Below are 20822 nucleotides of genomic sequence, written 5' to 3' on the forward strand. Positions count from 1 at the left end.
AGGTGCTGCCCTGCATGGCAAATCCAACCTGCTGTCGGATGGATTTCAAGCGATAATTTCGAATATCGTACCCATCAATAGACACATATCCCTCTTGCGGATCATAAAATCTTGGGATCAATTTAGCAAGTGTTGATTTACCTGAGCCACTCTTGCCGACCAGTGCAATGGTGGCTTGTGCCGGGATATGGAGGTTGATGCCGCGCAAAACGGGTTGATCTTCTTGATACGAAAAACACACCTCGTGAAAACGGATCTCACCTTGCACCTGGGGCAACACGGGCATATCTGGACGGTCCTGGATTTCAGGTCTCAGGTCATAGACCTCAAAAAAACGATTGATACGAACCAATGCCATTTCAACCTGCCCCACAAGACCGATAAGATTGCCAATTGGACCGTAGAGATACCCCACATATCCCGAAAAAGCCATATAACTTCCCAGAGAAAGATTGCCATTCAGAACTTGCGTCCAACCATACCAGCCATACGCCAAAGTGCCTGCTGTTTTCACCAACGACCCTATAAATCCAAATCCACCACTTAAATGAGTTGATCGGATTCGCAATTTGGATACACTCAGAATGAGGCCCGTGAGCTTGGAATAAAACGCAGCTTCCAGGCCCAGTGCTTGCACAGTGCGAATGCCCGAAAGCGATTCATAATACTTAGCCGATAACTCAGCCGATGCTTCAGTTACTTCTTTAGAAACCCTGCTGAGATATTTTTTTGAAACCATAATCAATACGGTATCAAAAGGCAACACCGCCAGGCTGATCAATGCGAGTTGCCAATTAATATAGAGCAAAATAGGTGGAAAAATGAGTAACTGAAGCGTGTTTATAATCACGCTGTTCACCATCCGGATGGTGCTACTGATAGAACTATCCATATCTTTGGATCGGGACATAATTTCACCAGACTGGCGGTTGTCAAAAAAGCTGAAGTCCAGCGATTGTATGTGGGAATAGAATCGCGATTTGAAATCCAGCCCCATGTTGACACCTACGTAACGCGCGAAATAAGTGCTTAATAGACTTGTAAATCCCAACCCTGTCGAGAGAACAGCACCCAAAATCAGAATAAAGATCAGGAGCGTATAGTCTTTGTGGGGATACACGTCATCGATCAAAACCTTGGTGATGTAAGGTCCTGGGATTTGCAAGAACATGACCATGATCCCCACAAGGATAGACTGAAAGATAAACCGCCAGTAAGGACGGAGCATTTTGATGATTTTGAATATCTGACGCATTGGATCATTCAGTTCCTGGTCTGTGCGGTTTCAGAAGATTCTTCCAACCGATAAATCTCAGGACGCCCAATTTTGCCCACGGTTTTCAGAAACTTCTTCCACAGCAAGTCAACAATGGGACCGCGCTCTGTCACGATTTTGGCTTCCACACCCATGCCATAAGCAAGCGGGCATTCTTTCTCTCCATCGGATAAATGCGGATCTATCACGCTGATCTTCACCGGATAAACCGTGCTCGTACCACCCAGCATAAGACCGGCACCCATGGGTGTGATGGGTTCGGGTTTTCTCGGCACATCTGTCACCTTTCCCTCAAAAATCTTGTATTCCATGTGTGGAAAAGCATTTACATATATCCGCACCTTATGTCCCTCTTTCACCTTTGGGATATCCACTTCCTGGATCATCACCTCAGCTTGCCAACTGTGCAATTCGGCCAGTTCAATCACGGCCTCACCTGCCTCAATGCGGTCTCCTTCGCGTTTATCCAAATCGCGCGTCAACACGGTTCCAGCAACGGGTGCGTAGATCTTCATCTGTTCCATACGGGTTTTGACAAGGCGATGGCTGACCTGTAATTTTTCATACGTCTGTTTTAGCATCTCGTGTTCCTGCTTGCGATTGTCCAGAGCAGCCAACCGCCGTTTTGCACGCTCAATTTCTACTTTTGCACGCTGTACCCGCGTCTGGTGTACCCGAATGGGAATCAACGTATCAACAGGTGGTCGCACACTCCCATCTTCGCGATAGGGCGCGTATTTGCGATATATCTGATATTCTTGCCGAACCTGTTCCAATTGCAAACTTGCGGTCTCATACTCTACTTCAGTCCGTGCAATCTCTGTCTCCAAAACAGCCCGCTCGCGTTGCAATTCTGCAACCAGAGCCACACGCCGACTTTGATTCATCGCCAGTTCATGTTCGAGTTGCTCCAATTCCGTGCGTAAATCGGTATCATCCAAAGTCAGCATCAAATCCCCCTGTGCAATCTCTTGCCCGTGTTGCACATGAACCGTTTGAATCAAGCCAGATCGTTGCGCTTTCACTTCATAACGCGCGGTAGGCTGCAAGCGACCTTGCCCCGCAACCGTGATTTCCATGCCCAGATGCCATCCCAAAAGACAGATAAACGCGACCATGCTTCCCACAACGCACAAAATGGTGAGCAAAAAATAGCGCACAAACCGGAACCCAATCCCCGAAGTTGAGAGGGCTTCTCGCGTCTCTGTATTTTCAAAAGATATCTCTTTTTGTGGATAGCCATTGAACTTTACAATCTTTTCACTATGTGCCATAACTCATTCAGCCCGCTGTTAAAAGTGAAGTTCGATTGGGCAAATGAACATTCAATTCAAACATCTTCCGATCTCAATGGTTGACAATGGAGCTTCGAGTAATTATTTTAAGTCTATTAGTATTCTCAAGTTACCAGCTTGAGATATTCATCGCCGCTGACAGATGACTTGCCATGGTCTTGTCGGCGGCTTTTTATGATAATACCATCGCGTCTGTAAGTTCAACTATAAAAGATTGCTCGTATATTAGAATTATTGCTCGTATATCAGATTTTTTCATTTTTTTTGTTTTTGCAAAAAAAAGAGCGAGTCAAAAAGGACTCGCTCTTTCCCATTACAGCGCCTTCATCAAAACAGACACTCACTATGAGCTAATCACATCTTTTCTCTCCCATTCCTCACCCCTAAAAATTCCATCATACCAGGAAAAATGTCTTGTTCTCCCTTCTCCACCGAGGGCTTTAACGCGCCAAAACGCACATCAACCCCTCTGTTCTGAAGGGCTGGAATATGCGTGTTGCGTGATATGGCACTCAATGGATTATTCCGTACATCAACCACATCTCCAGTACCCAATCCCATGTTTGCAACCAAAGGCAAAAGGTCCGAGATGCTATTGTTGTAAAGATACAGCCTTGTCAGGTTGGTCAAACCTGATAGCGCAGACACATCACGGATACGGTTGGCGTAAAGCCACAGCCTTGTCAAGTTGGTCAAACCAGATAGTCCAGACACATCACTGATACGGTTGCCAGAAAGAGACAGTTCTTCCAGATCGGTCAAGCCTGACAGCACTGACACATCACTGATACGGTTGGTGTAAAGATACAGCCTTATCAGGTTGGTCAAACCTGATAGCGCAGATACATCACTGATGCTATTGCTAGAAATATCCAGCTCTTCCAGACTGGTCAAACCTGATAGCGCAGACACATCACTGATACGGTTGGTGGCAAGATCCAGACTTTTCAGGTTCGTCAAGCCTGACAGCACCGACACATCCACGATGTCGTTGGAGGAAAGATATAGCTGTGTCAGGTTGGTCAAGCCTGACAGCGCAGACACATCACTGATACGGTTGGTGGCAAGATCCAGACTTTTCAAGTTGGTCAAGCCTGACAGCGCAGATACATCACGGATGCTGTTGGTGCGTAGCCATAGAATTTCCAGACTGGTCAAGCCAGATAGAACCGACACATCCGCGATGTCGTTGGAGGAAAGATACAGTTGTGTCAGGTTGGTCAAGTCAGACAGCACGGATACATCACTGATACGGTTGCCAGAAAGAGACAGCCATTCCATCTCGGTCAAGCCCGACAGCGCAGATACATCACGGATGCTGTTGGAAGTAAGATACAGACTTTTCAGACCGGTCAAACCCGAGAGGGAAGAGAGATCGGATATTTTGTTGCTGTTGACCCACCTATCCCCCACCCTCTCTGTACCAAGATCCAAACTTATCAGACCAATCGCAAACTCAAGTCCGGTCAAGTCACTGATATTCTCATTCGGCGCCCTGAGGTGTGTCAAAGCTGCCATATCATCTCTGGTAATCGTCGCACCGCTCGCCTTGCCCAGACTATCCTCGATAACAGCGCGCAAATTCGCATCCGAAATAGCAACCATCGTTGTACCGTCAGGCTTATATACCTCTTTGCCATAGCTGCTGCTAAAAATCAGAAAATCGGGAAATCCAATCACACCGTCGCTATCCAGATCATATCTGGCATCATAACGCCCATCGCCCTGACGTGCTCCAAACTGACCTGCAAACGCCAAAAAGTCGGGGAAGCCAACCTGACCATCCCCATCAAAGTCCGGGGTAACATCTTGATCACCCGCCGTACTATTCTGTCCCCAAAGAGACAGCGGATACATCAAAAGCGCGAGTGTTGATAGAATGAACAGAATCTGTTTACGCATCAATTCCTCGCATATTTACGACAACATCTCCACCGCCTCAACAAGTGCCTCTGCAGTAATCCCAAAATGTGCCCAGGTCGCTTCGAGACCTTCCGACGGTGCAATCCTCGGATCTGTAATCCCCACATGCGCATGGGCAATGCTACACGACGACCCCACCAGACCTGCAAACCCGCGCAAACCCGTCTCTGGCGTCCCAATTTTTCCATCTTCAATCGTCACCACACCCTCGTAATTCCTCAGCACATCATTCAACGCCCCATCGGGCAGCGGCAATCCATTGACCACATACACATCTGTCGGCTTGCCCTGCGCGAGCAAAACCTCGGCAGCCTCCGCACTCAAAAAAGCCGGCGCGCCAAAAGCCAGAATCGCATGCCTTGCCCCGTCGTATTTGCGAAAAGTCGTAATCGGCTCCCACGCCTCCCCCGGATTCCACAAATGCCCCGACCCATCCTGCTTTTGCAAAACAGGCAAACCCGAATCGCGCGGCACCCCAATAATATGCCCGCCGTAATGCGCCGCCATATCCTTCACCGCCAAAAACGCCACACGCGCATCTGCCGGTGCGTAAAACCGGTGCAAATAGGGCAAATACGTCAACCCCACATTAATCCAATCAAGCCCCCAGCCCGAAAAGTGATCGCGCCCCGTACACGCACCCACATGAGAGAGATGGAACACCACATTAATACCCTCATTCACCCCATTCAAATTGCGCTGATACTGCCACATATCAAACCCCTCGCGCGCAATCCCCTCAAAAAACGCGGCAAAAGTCGATACCACATTGAGCTGCGGCTCGTGCGAACTCATCGCCAGACCATTGGCAATAAGCGTCGCGGCTTGCTCTTCAATACTCATCTCAAACTGGTGATCGTCTGACAAATGCGCCCGAGCAGCCGCCAATTTTGTCGAAGGATCCAAATCGCAACTCACCACAAACACGCGATCCGGATGCGCCTCTGCCACCAGAGCATAAGCCGCCGCTGCACCATCGCGCGGACTCGCCTTCTCAGTCGGCAAATCAGCCGCCGCTGCCTTCCCCGCGGAAATCTCCAAATTCGCACTACCGGGTGCTGGCCTCGCCCTCGTAATAACCGTGCGCGACCCATTCTGCCGGAGCGTTTCCAGCGCCCCTGCTTGTTCAGCCGTCGCCTCAAACATCGCCCCATCGAGCACCTCTGCCTCAACGCGCCCCTGCATACTCCCATCGTGATGATTCTCTCCACCCGGCAAATCATTCACCAAAAACAAACACTCCAACATCGGCACTGTATCCCGAAAACTCATCAGTGACCCCGGCACCCACACCTGCTTATCCATCGGCACATCGTGTTGCGCGGCAAATGCCTCCACAGCCCCGGTCACCCCATAGCGCTCGCCAAAAGTCTTCAACGTCACATCCTCCCCGGAAAACCCCGTGGGATAAATCAGACTCGGCTTACCCGCCTGCGCGAGACCGTATCCCTCCCTATAAGCCTTATAAAGCGCGACATTATCGTGAAGCGACGCAACATCCAGCACCTCCACGCCCATCGCAGAAATAGCACTTCGCGGATCCACATCCATAATACTCGCCGTACTACCCGACAACTGAATGCCATTGCGGTGCATCACATAAGTAATCGGCGCACCGTGTACACTCGCCCCATTAAAACCATTCAGCCCCTGCCCCGAAATCCACCCCGCATCTCCACAATGGGCAATCACCCACGCATCATCACACAATGCCTTCTTGCCCAAAGCCAGCCCCACAGCCACGGGAATCATCACCCCCAAACGCCCGCCATTGAGCTGTGTCCCTCCCGGCAACCAGGCCACATGCCCGGGAAAATCCAGCCCGCGCCGAAACCGCTCGACAACGCACTCTGACTCCACAAAACCAAACGCCGCCAGCGCCGAATAATACCCGACACTCGTATGCGCGTGCTCAATCGTATAAGTACGCGTATCGTAATCCGCTACAGACAGCGTCATCAACAACCCTGGGATCAACTCCAATCCCCCGCCCAGATGATCCAATTCCCCAATCTCAGCCAACGACGACAGCGCCCGAATCGCCGTGCGCGCGCCCTCAATCTGCAACGCCGTCAACGCCCGGTCTTCCGCTTCCCCAAGCGACTCGATCGTCGCAATATCAATATGCAGCCCCAGAACATCGGACGCGATCTCATCTCCGAGAAATTGCGTATCCTTCAGCAGCGCATCATTGCGCTCCTCTTGCCTTTCTGCCAACGCCTTCATATTCGACATAATCTCTCCCCAGCCAGTGATAAACAAATTGCCATACGGTAACAATCCTAAAATAAACGTTCACCCCGCAACAATCCAGAAAAATCCCATACATAAAATTCTGGCATCCATGCCCTGTCTATATTATGTTTCACCCTTCACCCTTCACACTTCCATCCAAGGAGCCAAAAATGCCAACCATGATCGCCGCGCAAATGTACACCGTGCGCGACTTCACCAAAACCATCTCAGACATCGTCGAATCCGTCAAAAAAGTAAAAGCCATTGGTTACGACGCCATGCAAGTCTCCGGCTTTGGTCCCATTGACCCTGCAGAACTCAAACAAATCGCCGACGACAACGACATTGAAATCTGTGCCACACACACCGGCTTTGACCGCATGCGCGACGACACGCAAGCCGTCATAGACGAACACCTCCTCTGGAACTGCAAATATCCAGCCATCGGCAGCCTGCCCCAGTCTTACCGAGAAGACGGCGAAGCCGGTTATATTCGCTTCGCCAAAGACGCCTCCGAAGTCGGTCGCAAACTCGCCGACGCGGGCTTGACCTTTGCGTATCACAACCACAACTTTGAATTTCAAAAATTCGGCAACCGCACCGCCCTTGAAATCATCCTGCAAGAAACAGACCCCAAAGCAGTACAACTCGAAATCGACGTGTACTGGGTACAGGCAGGAGGAGGCGACCCCGCCGAATGGATCCGCAAAGCCAACACCCGCATAGACCTCGTCCACGTCAAAGACATGGCCATTGAAGGCCGCGAAACGCGCTTTGCCGAAGTCGGCGAAGGCAACCTCAACTGGCCCGCCATCTTTGAAGCCGGGCGCGAATCCGGCACGCGCTGGTACATCGTCGAACAGGACCGCTGCTATGACCGCGACCCCTTTGACAGCCTAAAAATCAGCTACGACAACCTCGTCGCCATGGGTCTATCATAATCCTTTCACCCCGGAGTTCCCCATGCCTTACACAGATCACATTGAGCAGGCCAAAGACCCCGTCACCTGCGCGGTACTCACCATCAGCGACACGCGCACCGAAGCCGATGACAAAAGCGGCAAAATCATAAAAGAAATGGTCGAAGCCGCTGGCCACAGCATCGCGTTTTACCGCGTAGTCAAAGACGAAGCCGATCAGATACGCGCGCTCATCAAACAAATCGCCGAAAAAGGCGAATGCCACGTCATCCTCACCAATGGCGGCACCGGCATTGCCGCGCGCGACACCACCTATGAAGCCGTCACAAGCCTCCTCGAAAAACGCCTCGACGGATTTGGCGAAGTATTTCGCTTTCTCTCCTGGGAAGACATCGGCTCGGGCGCCATGCTCTCGCGCGCCGTAGCAGGCGTGTACAAAGACACCATGATCTTCTGCATGCCGGGATCATCTGGCGCTGTGCAACTCGCCATGGAAAAACTCATCGTCCCTGAGCTATCGCACCTCGTCTGGGAAATCTGGCGACAAAAATGAACGCGGATGAATCAGAAAAAAACGCGAATAATTTGAGCGTTTTTCGCGGATGGACGCTGATAAAAGGCGATATGTAACCAAGGAAAGATCATGAACAATCTCGTGAAGATACTTTTTCTTTTTCTATTCTTCTTCCAATCAGCAGACGCGAAAACTGACTGGACGAACTGGGGCGGACCCAACAGAGACTTCAGAGTCAACGATGCGGGCATCTTCCCCTCCGATCAAAACTACGCGCTGAAAATCGTCTGGAAGAAACCCCTCGGCGCAGGCTACTCATCCATCTCGGTTCTCGGCGACCTCGCTGTAACCATGTATTCCGATGAAACCTTTGATTACATCATCGGCCTCAACACAGAAGATGGATCAGAACGATGGAAATACAAAATTGGCACCGCATATCTCGGACACTACGGCTCGCAAAGCGGTCCCCTATCAACGCCCATAGTGACACAGGACAAAGTCATCGCATTAGGTCCCCGAGGAAATCTATTCGCACTCGATGCAAACACAGGAGAAAAACTCTGGGCGATAGACCTCGTCGCAAAACACCGGGCAACAGTACCATTCTGGGGCTTTACCTCATCCCCAATTTTACACGACAACCGCCTGATCGTCCAAACGGGAGGAACACATGCGGTCTCGACTTACGACCCCACATCAGGCGATTTAATCTGGTCGGCATTTAGCGACTCGGTCAACTACCAATCGCCGGGCCTGTACGCCTTTGACAACCGCAAACACCTCGTCTTCTTTGGCAACAAATACCTCGCGGGCCTATCTCCCGAAACCGGTGAAGTCCTGTGGCAATTTGCACACCGCGGACAGACCGGCGCGGGGCATACCAGCGGACATCCCGTCGAGATTGGCGAAGGGCGATATTTTGTGAAAAACGGCGGCATGCTAATCGGCCTGAGAGCCGACAGCGAAACCTTTGCCGCAGAGGAAATCTGGCGGACGCGCCACATTCGGGGAACGTACAGCTACGCGGTATTTAACGCAGAATTTCTATTTGGATATAACGGCCGCATACTCACATGCATCGATACAAACACCGGAAACCGCTTATGGCGATCGCGCGAGCCGGGAGATGGCTTCCCCATCATCGTGGATAACCACCTCGTAATCATGACAAAAGAAGGCAACCTCGCCGTCGCACAAGCCTCGGGTGAGGGATACCGCGAAACAGCCCGTTTGAAACTCTTCGACGAAATTGCCTGGACGCATGCCAGCCTTGCCAATGGCAGGTTTTACGCGCGCAGCATGTCGGAAATCGCCTGTATCGAAGTCGTACCAGAAACCCAAATCGCAAAATCAGACGCAGAAGACATCGCACCAAACTCGCGCTTTGCACAATTTGTCGAAAAAGTAAAACAATCCGCAGACAAAAAAACGCAGATCGATCAATTCATGGCACAACAGAAAAACTTCCCAATCCTCGAAGGCGAGAACCTCGTGCATTTTGTATATCGCGGCAAAGCGGAAGAAGTCACCATAACTGGTGACCACGTAGGGCGGCGATACGACCACCCCATGCACCGAATTGAGGGAACGGACTTCTTCTATTCCACTGCACAACTCGAACCCGACGCCCGCATCACCTATCGCTACACACTGGACTTACAGCGATCCATCCCCGACCCGCTCAACGCGCGACAGATACGAACCCTCTTCTTTGGCCGCGCTTCCTATTTCGGCATGCCGCGCTGGCGTGCTCCCGACCATCTCAAAGCGCGACGAGACGGTATTCACGGCAAAATTGACACCATGCGTTTTGAAAGTGAGGAAATTGGGAGACAGCGCAACTTAGAAATCTACCTCCCAGCGGGTTATCATGAAAGCAATGAACAATACCCCGTCGTATATGTCCACGCTGCGCGCCGGCAGTGGTCCCTGGGGAAAATGAACATCTCGCTGGACAATATCATCGGCAAGCGCGTGCGCCCCGTAATCGCGGTCTTTGTCCCTTCTCTCTTCAGAGGAGGATACGCAGAATACGTAGGGGCAAACCGCGATGCGTACAATCGGATCTTTACAAATGAAATCGTGCCCTACATCGACCGAACATATCGCACGATCAAAAGCCGCGAAAGCCGGGCAAATATCGGGACAATTTACGGCGGATTTATGGCCTTTTACGCCACCTTTACCCACCCCGACATATTTGGCAAAATAGGCATACAATCCCTATCCTGGGATCAGACCGCAGAAGCCAAAGATGCGGACCTGGTCTTTCAGGCAAGAAAACAAATGCCCATAGATATTTATCTGGACTGGGGAAAATACGACTTGCGAAGCCCAATGGAAGGAAATGATCTGGGCAAGAGCACGGCATCATTTGCCCAACTGTTAAAAAAGAGAGGCTATACCTTTACCGGAGGCGAAGTAAACGATGGCGCGGGTTGGGCGAGTTGGCAAAACCGAACGGACAAAATATTTGAAACGCTTTTTCCCCTTTCGGATTGATTCAGTTTCCCTGCTTCCCGCTTCTTTCTCTCTCAGGTGATCTCGGCGGAGGACCACCGCGGTCATCCGCAGTGCGACTCCTGCGTCTATTGCGCCGCTTTATCTCTTCCAACTCTGCGTTAATGGCTTTCTGAATTTCAACGCGAGAGGCACCATCGGCAATCAGGTTGTCAATTTTTTTTTGAAGTTCAGACATCTCGCCTTCTGTCAACCGAGAACCAGAGTAATCGGGTCTCTGCCCCTCCCAATTAATCCCCATAACAGCCAACTCGTCGCGTATCTCTCTGTAAATCCTGTGATAGGTCGCACCATTCGCTTTTAGAGCCTCGGCCTTTTTGCGAAGTGCAGACATCTGATCTTCTGTCAACACCGCACTTAATCGCGTCAAAAATGTTTCTGTTAAATCTACGCCAAAACCCTCGAGTTCGGCAAAAATAGCCCTTCTAATCTCAGGGAGTTCTGCCCCTCCCTCGAGTAATTCATTGATCCTCGCCTGCAGAGCCGTCCGCTGCGCTTTTGTCAATTGCGCCGAAAGCACCCACAAAAGCGCACTTCCCCGAGATCGCTGACTTAGACGATGGCGGAAGGTCACGCGGTCATCGATACCATCGCCATCCTCATCGACAAAAGCTGGTGGCGACTCCTCCTGTTTTTTTTGCGCCTGAGCAAACGCATCGCACCACAGCGTTGCAATTATCAAAAATATGGCAATTAAACACCGTTTCATATCTGCCATTTCCTGTAAATGTAATAGTTTCTTTATTCTGACAAATCCATTGCCCGTCTTGTTCCGATCTTTATTTTTTCTCCAAGCGGAAACATCAACGTAAATTTCGCCCCACCCTCTGTCCTGTTCTCTACCTGCACCTGTCCGTCATTTTGCATCACAATGCGCTTCACAATCGCCAACCCCAGGCCCGTGCCGCCAGTCTTTGAATCTTCATCCACCCGATAAAAAGGCTCAAATACTTTCTCTCTCAAATGTTCTGGAATACCACAGCCATCGTCTTCCACACTGATATGAGCCATATCATCCTCTTTTTTTCCCGTAATCCAGATATGGTGCCTGGCATGTCGCACTGCATTGGTAACCAGATTGGTAAGCGCGCGTTTGAAATGCGTCTCATTTGCCCAGACCATCAGGTTTTCACTGTCGATATCCACAGAAATATCCCCGCGCAATTCTGCTACCATTTCGCGCAGTTCTCGCATTTGTACACAAACATCAATCTCCGTGCGATGTGAGATGTCCCGATCCAATCGCGCAAAATCCATCAACTCTTCAACCAGATCATTCAATTCATAAACCGAGCGTTCAATACGCTGAATATCCGTGTGATGATCCTCTACCAGATTGTTATTCTTCAATTGATTGAGAAGAAAAAAAATACGTGCCAGAGGCGTTCTCAGTTCGTGCGACACTGCCCTTAAAAGCTCTCGCTGCCCATCTACTACTCCTTCAATGCGATCGGCCATGCCATTGAAACTGCGCGCCAAATCCGCCACGGCATGCCCCTTCCCAACCGGAGACCGACTGCTCAAATCACCTTTTCCAAATCGCTCGGCAGCATCTGACAATGCGTAAATTCGACGTTCAAAAGGGTGAATTAAAAAATAAATCGCCACACCTATCCCCAACAAAATCGCGACCAAAATGCCAAAAAAGAAAACGTCAATCTGAAAAAAGAAATTGCCGCCATCTCCCTCACCATCTCCTTCTTCAATCAAATTATCCTGCCACCGGATCATCTCAGCGAGCAGGTATGGTCCCAACACAATAACATCGCCATTGGGTGCCATCTGGTATGTCTGCAATCTTTTTTCTATAGAAATAGTCACGACCTCTCCGGCTTTCAAACGGTCTTTCTCAGCCGAAGAAAGGGGCAAAACAAACAACGGCTCCAGCGTAATGGGCATGCGATGCGTCAGACTGAACATATTGAGCACCAGCAACTGCGCCACGGGATCCGAATCCACAGCCTCGAGTTCCTCGCGAACCATTGCGATAAGCGCCTGAGTCTTGTCCTCAAAATCAGCCTGCCGAACAGAGGCGACCCACTGTTTTGACATTGCCAAAAATCCAAACGCACTCAAAAGCAAAACAATGGCAATCCCCGCATAAATACGGATAAATTGCTTTCTCATCGGTCACTCGCTTTCACTCTGCGCTGACCAACAGATACCCCACACTGCGCACGGTCTTAATCGAAACAGATGTTGAACCATCTCCGCCGAGTTTTTGGCGAAGGCGCGAAATGTACACATCCACGCTGCGATCCAACCCATCGTAATCGTAGTTAAACAACGCCTGATAAATATCCTGCCTGCTCACCACTTCACCGGCTCGAATGGCCAGATAACAGAGCAAATCAAATTCATAAGTCGTAAGCTCAACAACGCGTTCACCCTGCCTGACCTCCCGGCGATTTGCATCCACGATCAAATCCCCCACCACCACCCGCTTTGACGCCGTAGATCTCTTAACCGTCCTGCGCAACAACGCGCGCACCCTTGCCAGAAGCAATTGAGGTCGCACGGGCTTGGTCACATAATCATCACCACCCATCTCCAGACCCAAAATTTCATCTAACTCGTCATCTCGAGCCGTCAAAAATAAAATTGGCCCCTCGTATTCTGGACGCACTTCCCGGCAAACCGTATATCCGTTCATCCCCGGCAACATAACATCCAGAATAATCAGATCGGGAGGAGAAGCCAAAATGCGGTCTCGAGCAGCTTCGCCCTCGGAATCGTGCCAGACCACAAATCCCGCATTCTGCAAAAAATCGCGCGTCAACTCCGCCAATTCTCTATCGTCTTCAACCAGTAAAATCGTCTGATCGGCCATTTGATTTATCTCTGAATTTGCCAGCACACTTACACCAGACGCTTCACAGTCTCCACAATCTGTGCGCGTTGTGCATCGCTCGCCGGTCGCCCTGGCGGCCTCGGGTCTCCGCAATCAACTCCCAATCGCGCACCCAACGCCACCTTGATCACCGAATGAAAGCCGCCGCCTGCACTCAACATCTCATAAGCACGCGACGCCTTATCCTGCGCTGCTTTTGCCGCCTTCAAGTCGCCCGCCCGATACGCATTCCAGATCGCCACCCACAATTCGGGAAACACATTCAGCGGTCCATCCACACACCCACACGCGCCAATTGTCATCGCCGGCAACATCAGCCGATGATTGCCAATAAAACACGACAACCCCATCCCGGCAAACGTCCGCACATTTGCAAACGTCGATGCCGAGTGCTTTAACCCCTTCAGTTGCGGCACGCGATCCTGGATTTTTGACATCATCCCAGGCGTAATTTCCACGCCTGTTGCCCCCGGTAAATTGTACACAAAGAGCGGCAAATCAGCAGCACCTGCCACAACCCGATAATGCTCGGCAATATCGTCGTCATCGCGCCGATAAAAAAACGGCGGCACACAACACAGCGCATCTGCACCCACGCGGGCTGCGTGCTCGGCCAATCGCGCTGCGCGGTCTGTTGTTGGCGCACCCACATGCATAATAACTTTTGCACGCCCATTCGATTGATCCACAATCGCCAACGCAACCTGCATATTTTCATCATCGTCCAACAACACACTCTCCCCAGTACCCCCCGCGACCCAAAAACCGTGTACACCGGCTTCAATATTAAACTCTACAATTTTGCGAAACACCCCTTCGTTAAACCGTCCGTCCTGTCCCATAGGCGTCGCAATAGCAGGTACTACGCCTTCAAAATCGCCCATTTTAGTCTCCTGTATTATTGCCCCAGCGTGCGAATATCCAACCGCGTAACACTCACATGACCCGCGCGCAAAACCACGCCATCTGTGCCCGCGCGTTCTTCTACCTCTGGCTGATCGATATTGTGATAATAACCGTCTTCTGATGCCTCAAAACACGACGTGTAAAACGTATGCCCGAGCACTGTTGGTATAACGCGCCAGTCATCAGATAGTTCAGCCGGCATATTCACATTCCACGTCACGGAATCAGACAAAAAATCTGTCCGATCATTCAAAAACGCAAATACCCGGTGCAACACCGCGCGACAATTTTCCAACAACGGTTCCCGCACATCGGGCTGCATCGCGCGATGCTCAACCCACTGCCGAAACACAGGTCTGGGCAAAACCTGTGACAATGCCACCCCCGGCAATCCCGCAATATTCGCTTCTAAAGCAGCTCCAACCGTCCCCGAAGAAAGCGCGAAACTCAAACCCGCATTGCTACCCATATTAATACCCGAAATCACCAGATCGGGCTTGTCGCCATCAAACACGTGATAAATGCCAAAATTCGCGCAATCCGCTGGCGTCCCCGAAAAAGCATACGTCTCACACGCAAATCCATCCAACCGTTCCACATGACGCGTGCCAAACCGCGTCATCGCCTTGCCCTTCCAACTCTGCTCTTCGGCGGGCACCACTGCCTTCACATCTCCCATCACCTGAAAATAATCCACTGCAAACAAAAACAGAGGAGAATCCAAACTATCGTCATTCGTCAATAAAATTTTCAAAAATCACACCCCAATCTCCTCAAAGGGATACATCGGCTCACGGCGAAACTCGTATTCAAAACCTCGCATATCCGCCGCTGTTGCGCCGGGGGTATCCACCCGAATCAAAGCAGTACACACCGGCTGATACGCCGCAACAGGTGCATGCACACCCTTGGCCACAACCACCTGAAACGCGGCGGGATCGAGATCGCAACTCGTCATCAACCCCAGACTCACGGGCACCGCGCGCCGCGAAGTCAAACTAATTGTAATACCCGTATCCGTCTCCACAATCGCCGTTGGACCCATATCAAAAGACGTTCGTCCGCCGTGTCGCACCTCAGATTCTCTGTACTTCCCCGCGTGCAAACTGCGCACCCGCACCTCTGCCCTCAAAGGTACACCGTGTAAGTCATCCGTCTTACCACCGATATCCAGCACCACGCGATTTCCAACCCCCGCATCCCTCGCTCGCTCCTGCGATTCCGGATCAAAAATACACACAAAGCCCGTAGTATTTCCCCGCCTGTGCAACTCGTGCAAAATCTCCGTACCATCGCCAGCAGATCCCCCACCCACATTATCGCCCATATCGAGCAAACAAACAGGTCCTTCTTGTCCCACCGCCATATCCACAGCATCGGGAACAGCGATATACTCGCCCACAAACTCCGCACGATGAGCATACAAATAATCCGCCAACCGATTCGCCAGCACCTGTGCCCGGTCCATATCACCATCTGTCACCACCACAAATGCCGCCCCCATCTCCTCCACATCGGCATACGGAAAACCCAGCACAATACTATTCGACAAAACACCTGGTTCTTTCAACATCTCATCTGCCAACTCATACATCGGCAAACACGGCGGCGCAAAAGTCGATTGACGCTCGATATTAATCCCAACAGAAGGAAAAGCACCCGCTTGCGCAAGTTCCACCTCCCCCTTCAACGTTCGCACCATCAGCGCCGCCGCTTCCAATCCGCGCTGTTTCTGATCGAGATGGGGATTCGAGCGATACGCAATCGTCGCATCGCACGCCGCAACCATGCGCGGCGACAAATTGGCATGCGGATCGATCGTACAAATAATCGGCTTTTCGGACCCAACCACCTCGCGCAAACGCGATAACCAGTACCCATCCAGATCCCGGTACTCATCGCCCTCACCCGAATTTGCCCCGTGAGGCGCCACGAGATACCCATCCACATCACCCGCAGACGCCACCTCATTAAACATCAACCGCATCAATTCTTCACACGTCTCTCTGGTAATGCGTCCAGAAGGCGTTGTACCCGCATGAAAAATCGGCAGAGCATCTATGCCTGCCGACTCCAAACCTTCTAAAAACCCACTAACTTCGTGATGTCCACCCGAATAGTGATCATACATCGCCCGACCCGTAAAAATCCCGTCCCGTCGGAACGAATCCATAGTCGTTGGCGTGCTGATAAACGTATTCGACTCGTGCAACAGCGAAATAATGCCCACGCGCATCGAGAATAGTCCTCTCATAGTTCCACAACGAGATACGTCTCCTCCACCGTCACCTCATACGTCTCTGCCACATAAGGACCCTTTACCAATCCCGCCATATCTCCCTCGCCCTCTATCTCTGCGCCCTGTGCAACTTCCACCTCATAGCTGCGCACGCGCACACTGGAAGGATCGACCCACGACTGCCCCGTCTTAATATCGTATTCCCATCCGTGCCATGGACACCGCAAAATTTCACCCTTGCGCGTGTACTCGTATTCGCCCGGCACCCTTGCCGTCACAAAACCCGACACCCGTCCCTTGCACAGCGCGCCCCCCTGATGAGGGCATCGGTTCCTCAAGGCATAAAATTCGCCGTGGACATTAAACACCCCAATCTCCCGCCCTTCCAGTATCACCAGCTTCCGCTCACCCGGCGGGATCTCATCAACAGTTCCGATAATATGTTTTGCCATAACAACCCATTCACAATGAATACAGTGTTTCCCAAGACGATTTCAGTTGTATTTCATCATCATTTGTCACTCGTCCCAAAGAACGAGAGATATAAATTTTCTCCAAACATGTAACTTTCGCCAGTCTCACCCATGATGCCCTCAACAACCCGCACTCAGACCATTTTTTCAATTTAATATCACCTCTGCCCGAACGTTCTCGAGATGTTATAGGTACCACCACAACATCCGCGTCACCAATGTCTAATACAACCAGAGCAGGTCGTTGTTTGCGCTCATCTATTCCAGACTGAGGAAATCTAATCAACACGATATCCCCAAACTTATAAGTCATCGTAGATCTTATCCGAGTCGTCGTAAGCCGCCAGGAACCGCTCTTTTGAGAGGTGGTACCAGTCGCGTTCCTCTTCGTCTTTATCCGGAACTGCGATCACAATATCATCTCCTGGATTATCAAGTACTGGTTGGCTTAATTCCAGATGTGTTGCATCCAGAATTTTGGCCTTGATAATTTTCATTTTTTGCTCCTTGTGATCACGCCAACCGATACAACGCCCGCGCATTCTCCGCCAGAATATTGCGCCGCACATCCTTATCCATACCTGAGGGCAGCGCCACATCGGGCGCGTCAAAATCCCAGTGGGGATAATCTGTGGCAAACATCAACTTATCGTTCATATCCATATGATCCATCATCTGAAAAAAGTACTCGCGTTGTGGAGGTTCTTCCATAGGCTGCGTACTGATCCAGAAATGATCGCGAACATACTCCGACGGCAACCGCTTCAAATGCGGCAACTCCACCTTCAGCTTCTGATAACAACTATCCAGCCGCCACATCAATGCGGGCATCCACGCAAAGCCCCCCTCAATCAAAACCACTTTCAAATCCGGAAATTCCTCAAACACCCCCTCATACACCAGACTCGTCACCTGCGCCTGAAATGCCGTGGGCATACCACCGTGATCCTCAATATAATGCGACGGCTTGCCGGCGCCCGTAATCGGACCTGCGCCTGTACCGCCAAAATGAATCGCAATGGGAAAACCATTTCTCACCGCAGCCTCATACACCTTCCAGTACTTGCGACTGCCCAGAGGCTCCATAGTCCGCACGACGAGAAGCACCTGCACAAATCCCGGATTATCGCCCCTGCGGTCGATCTCTGCCGCGGCCAACTCGCCATCTTCATAAGGCGCAATCACAGACCCGCGCAACCGGGGTTCGCGCCCGAGCCACGCATCGGCTTGCCAATCGTTCACAGCCTGCCCCATCGCCTCTGCATAACGCAAATTTTGCTGCCCACCCACGCCGATCAAAGGCGTTAAAATACCGTAATCCATATCCCACTCATCCAGCAATTGCGCACGCAAAAAATCCAAATCAGATCCCGGCGGTCCCGAAGGCGGCCGTGCATCGTGGCGTGCGGCATTTGGCACCGCGCGCGGATATCCCGACCGGATGCGTCCTCGGCCACCAATAGTCCGGTGACAATCGTGCCATTCCTCTGCCAGATATTGAAACCACATATCCCCCGATTTCATAGTCACATGAACATCGCAATCAATCACGGCCGTCTTCTTTCGCCTTTCTATTTTTACCTCATCCATCAGCGTATCAGCCATCTCAGCCTCCTTAAAATTCACAATGCCATCTAAACTATAGAATTATAACCCATCACATTAGAGAACGCAAACCCGATATGCGCTGTATCTGCACCGTTCAAAAGATAGGACTTTATCTTTACAATATCAAATGTCCAATCCTTGACATCGAAGTGAATTTTAAATAAACTCTGATAATAGATATTGACAGTTTACTTATTCAGCCTGCTTGACAACATCACCAAGCCGATCAATCAGATAAACCGGTATGTAAATCACTTTTAGACCTGTAGATGTTGTGAGTTTCCCCGGCATATCGAGATTGACGAGAACGCCCAGATTGCTCCCATGCCGCGCAGCGTATTCTGACAGACCACCTGTATCCCGCGACCTTGTGACAAGTGACGCTTTGCACTCGATGGGTATGGTATCGCCCAATGCTGTGCGAAAAATAAAATCGACCTCGGAACTGTTAACGCCCTTTTTCCAACCCGTCAAATCCTGTCCCAATGCCACGAGTTCAGTCGCCAGCATATTCTCAATAATACCTCCAAGAGGCGCGCGCTGAGCGGCATCGAGACTTGAGAGAATATCAATACGCGGCAGCGCGGTCAGCCGCAGGTCATTGGCCAATCCCGGATCGTAAAGATAACGCTTGGGCGAAAAGCCCTGCTGCTCTGGGCGCGTGCCCTGGATATTGGACTTGTAAATCAGCTTCCACGACTCGAGCAACGCCAGAAAATCCGGTACTCTCCTGTAAAGAGCTGACGTCGTCCGAACCATCTGCGCGTACTTGCTTGGGCTACCGAGATTTGATGCCACACCGCGCAAACACTGATCGAATAAAGAGGCTTCGGTTGCCGAAAAAATTCTGGCAAAATCACTGCGATAGTCGAGATACAAATCCCGACGCAACTGCCGCCAATCCATCTGGTCAAAAAACGATGAAGCAACCGCTGGTAGCCCTCCCACATCGAGATACGACTGCACGTATTTGAGAAGGCGCTCATGTAAAAACAGGGGGATCTGAAAGAGGTCTTCAAAAGCGAGCAACTCTTCCGCTTTACCACAGCGAAGAAACTCTCTAAAACTGAAGGGTTGCAACAAAAAACGCGTAACTCTTCCAACGGGAAAGCGCGTCTCCGGCCCGAAGATGCGCGACATAGAGCTACCCGTGAGAATAACCGGTGAGTGCTGCCATTTCTCTTTCATAAAGCGCACAAACCCACCCAGCACAGAACTTTCTTGCGCCTCATCAATACACAAAATGCGCTGACCGTCGCCCCTGAACTGGTACACAGTCGCAAGATACGTCTCAAAATCTGCAAAATCCCTGCAAGAATTGAGATCGTGAACCGCGCGGTTGTCCTCTTCCAGATTCAAATAGAGAATCTCGCGATCCAGTTTCGGCCTGATAGATTCTATAAGCGTGGTCTTACCAACCTGCCGCGCGCCTTCTAACAGGGCGACATTCGGATGTTCAACGCGACGAGATAGATATGCAATCAGACGTTTTTCCAGATCTCTTTTTATCATGCTTTTATCCTCTTTCGACAGAATTTAGCTAAAAATTGTCATAATTTCAACAGAATTTAGCTAAAAATTGTACACATCCAGGGAAAAAGGCGCCTGGGGACCAGCTGTCATGAAACGGATCGCAATTATATTTTTGGGATTGGTCTTGAGCACCTGTGGCGCGGAATCGCCCACATCGCCACAGGCCGTGGCGGGAATTTACACATTGCAGGCGGTTAAAGTTGACACGGGAATCGGACGCGCCCAAGTCTATCGAAATCATGAGGCGGAAGAAAATCCACCCACTGGATTTATCGAATTAAACCCCGACAGAACCTATCGCTTAGTTGCGAGCTTTGGCAGTCCAGACCAGAGTATTTGGGAGATAGATGGAAACTACGCTATCAATTCGAAACTTGAAATTACGTTTTCCACGTCAGGAAGAAATTTTTCGGGATTTTTCTACAACAACCAGAGCCGGATTGCCGTAACAGAATCGCTCTCTGATTCTATCGTACTCATGATATTTGAAAGAGATCAGGAGACACGATCATGAACTCCTTCGTCA

General features: G+C 50.8%; 18 protein-coding genes. 4 read left to right on the top strand and 14 right to left on the bottom strand.

Features of this window, described 5'->3' with window-relative positions:
- The 4 genes from OXG87_09655 to OXG87_09670 form a co-directional block, all read right to left on the bottom strand.
- Positions 1-1171: ABC transporter transmembrane domain-containing protein (locus tag OXG87_09655; GenBank protein ID MCY3869811.1), on the bottom strand; the 1171-nt coding region annotated here is incomplete at its 3' end.
- A gap of 92 nt (positions 1172-1263) precedes the next feature.
- Entirely contained in the window at positions 1264-2550 is a 1287-nt protein-coding gene (locus OXG87_09660) for an HlyD family efflux transporter periplasmic adaptor subunit (protein ID MCY3869812.1), read from the bottom strand.
- Between the two features lie 375 nt (positions 2551-2925).
- Positions 2926-4473 (bottom strand): leucine-rich repeat domain-containing protein, encoded by a 1548-nt coding sequence (locus OXG87_09665; GenBank protein MCY3869813.1) that lies wholly within the window; start codon positions 4471-4473, stop codon positions 2926-2928.
- A gap of 15 nt (positions 4474-4488) precedes the next feature.
- Positions 4489-6729, bottom strand: coding sequence for a thiamine pyrophosphate-dependent enzyme (locus OXG87_09670; protein MCY3869814.1), 2241 nt, complete (start codon positions 6727-6729; stop codon positions 4489-4491).
- A 170-nt stretch (positions 6730-6899) separates the two neighbouring features.
- Here OXG87_09670 and OXG87_09675 point away from each other — a divergent pair, with 170 nt between their 5' ends.
- The 3 genes from OXG87_09675 (at position 6900) to OXG87_09685 (ending at position 10668) form a co-directional block, all read left to right on the top strand.
- Entirely contained in the window at positions 6900-7670 is a 771-nt protein-coding gene (locus OXG87_09675; protein ID MCY3869815.1) for a sugar phosphate isomerase/epimerase, read from the top strand.
- A gap of 22 nt (positions 7671-7692) precedes the next feature.
- Positions 7693-8202 (top strand): MogA/MoaB family molybdenum cofactor biosynthesis protein, encoded by a 510-nt coding sequence (locus OXG87_09680; protein ID MCY3869816.1) that lies wholly within the window; start codon positions 7693-7695, stop codon positions 8200-8202.
- A gap of 90 nt (positions 8203-8292) precedes the next feature.
- Complete coding sequence (locus tag OXG87_09685) at positions 8293-10668, top strand: PQQ-binding-like beta-propeller repeat protein (protein MCY3869817.1); 2376 nt, start codon at positions 8293-8295, stop codon at positions 10666-10668.
- A gap of 1 nt (position 10669) precedes the next feature.
- Here the strand turns inward: OXG87_09685 and OXG87_09690 are convergent, their stop codons facing one another.
- From OXG87_09690 to OXG87_09735, 10 genes are all read right to left on the bottom strand, one after another.
- Positions 10670-11395, bottom strand: a complete 726-nt coding sequence (locus tag OXG87_09690) for a hypothetical protein (GenBank protein MCY3869818.1) — start codon at positions 11393-11395, stop codon at positions 10670-10672.
- Between the two features lie 32 nt (positions 11396-11427).
- Positions 11428-12813, bottom strand: a complete 1386-nt coding sequence (locus tag OXG87_09695) for an ATP-binding protein (protein ID MCY3869819.1) — start codon at positions 12811-12813, stop codon at positions 11428-11430.
- A gap of 13 nt (positions 12814-12826) precedes the next feature.
- Positions 12827-13516 (bottom strand): response regulator transcription factor, encoded by a 690-nt coding sequence (locus OXG87_09700; protein ID MCY3869820.1) that lies wholly within the window; start codon positions 13514-13516, stop codon positions 12827-12829.
- 29 nt (positions 13517-13545) lie between these two features.
- On the bottom strand, positions 13546-14421 hold the full coding sequence (locus OXG87_09705; protein ID MCY3869821.1) for a dihydrodipicolinate synthase family protein: 876 nt from the start codon (positions 14419-14421) through the stop codon (positions 13546-13548).
- 14 nt (positions 14422-14435) lie between these two features.
- Positions 14436-15197, bottom strand: coding sequence for a 5'/3'-nucleotidase SurE (gene surE, locus OXG87_09710; protein MCY3869822.1), 762 nt, complete (start codon positions 15195-15197; stop codon positions 14436-14438).
- 3 nt (positions 15198-15200) lie between these two features.
- A complete protein-coding gene (locus OXG87_09715) occupies positions 15201-16679 on the bottom strand; it encodes a M81 family metallopeptidase (protein MCY3869823.1) in 1479 nt (492 codons plus the stop codon).
- A 14-nt stretch (positions 16680-16693) separates the two neighbouring features.
- Positions 16694-17134, bottom strand: a complete 441-nt coding sequence (locus tag OXG87_09720; protein ID MCY3869824.1) for a Rieske 2Fe-2S domain-containing protein — start codon at positions 17132-17134, stop codon at positions 16694-16696.
- A 323-nt stretch (positions 17135-17457) separates the two neighbouring features.
- Positions 17458-17652 (bottom strand): hypothetical protein, encoded by a 195-nt coding sequence (locus tag OXG87_09725; GenBank protein MCY3869825.1) that lies wholly within the window; start codon positions 17650-17652, stop codon positions 17458-17460.
- 16 nt (positions 17653-17668) lie between these two features.
- The gene (locus OXG87_09730) at positions 17669-18760 is read right to left on the bottom strand and encodes an amidohydrolase family protein (GenBank protein ID MCY3869826.1); all 1092 of its coding nucleotides are present in this window, start codon (positions 18758-18760) and stop codon (positions 17669-17671) included.
- Between the two features lie 195 nt (positions 18761-18955).
- Positions 18956-20275: an AAA family ATPase gene (locus OXG87_09735; protein MCY3869827.1), complete on the bottom strand. Its 1320-nt coding sequence runs from the start codon at positions 20273-20275 to the stop codon at positions 18956-18958.
- 109 nt (positions 20276-20384) lie between these two features.
- Between OXG87_09735 and OXG87_09740 the strand changes: the two genes are divergently transcribed.
- On the top strand, positions 20385-20810 hold the full coding sequence (locus OXG87_09740) for a hypothetical protein (GenBank protein ID MCY3869828.1): 426 nt from the start codon (positions 20385-20387) through the stop codon (positions 20808-20810).
- The last annotated feature ends 12 nt before the right edge of the window (positions 20811-20822 follow it).

The sequence above is a fragment of the Gemmatimonadota bacterium genome (assembly GCA_026706845.1).
Taxonomy (GTDB): Bacteria; Latescibacterota; UBA2968; order UBA2968; family UBA2968; genus VXRD01.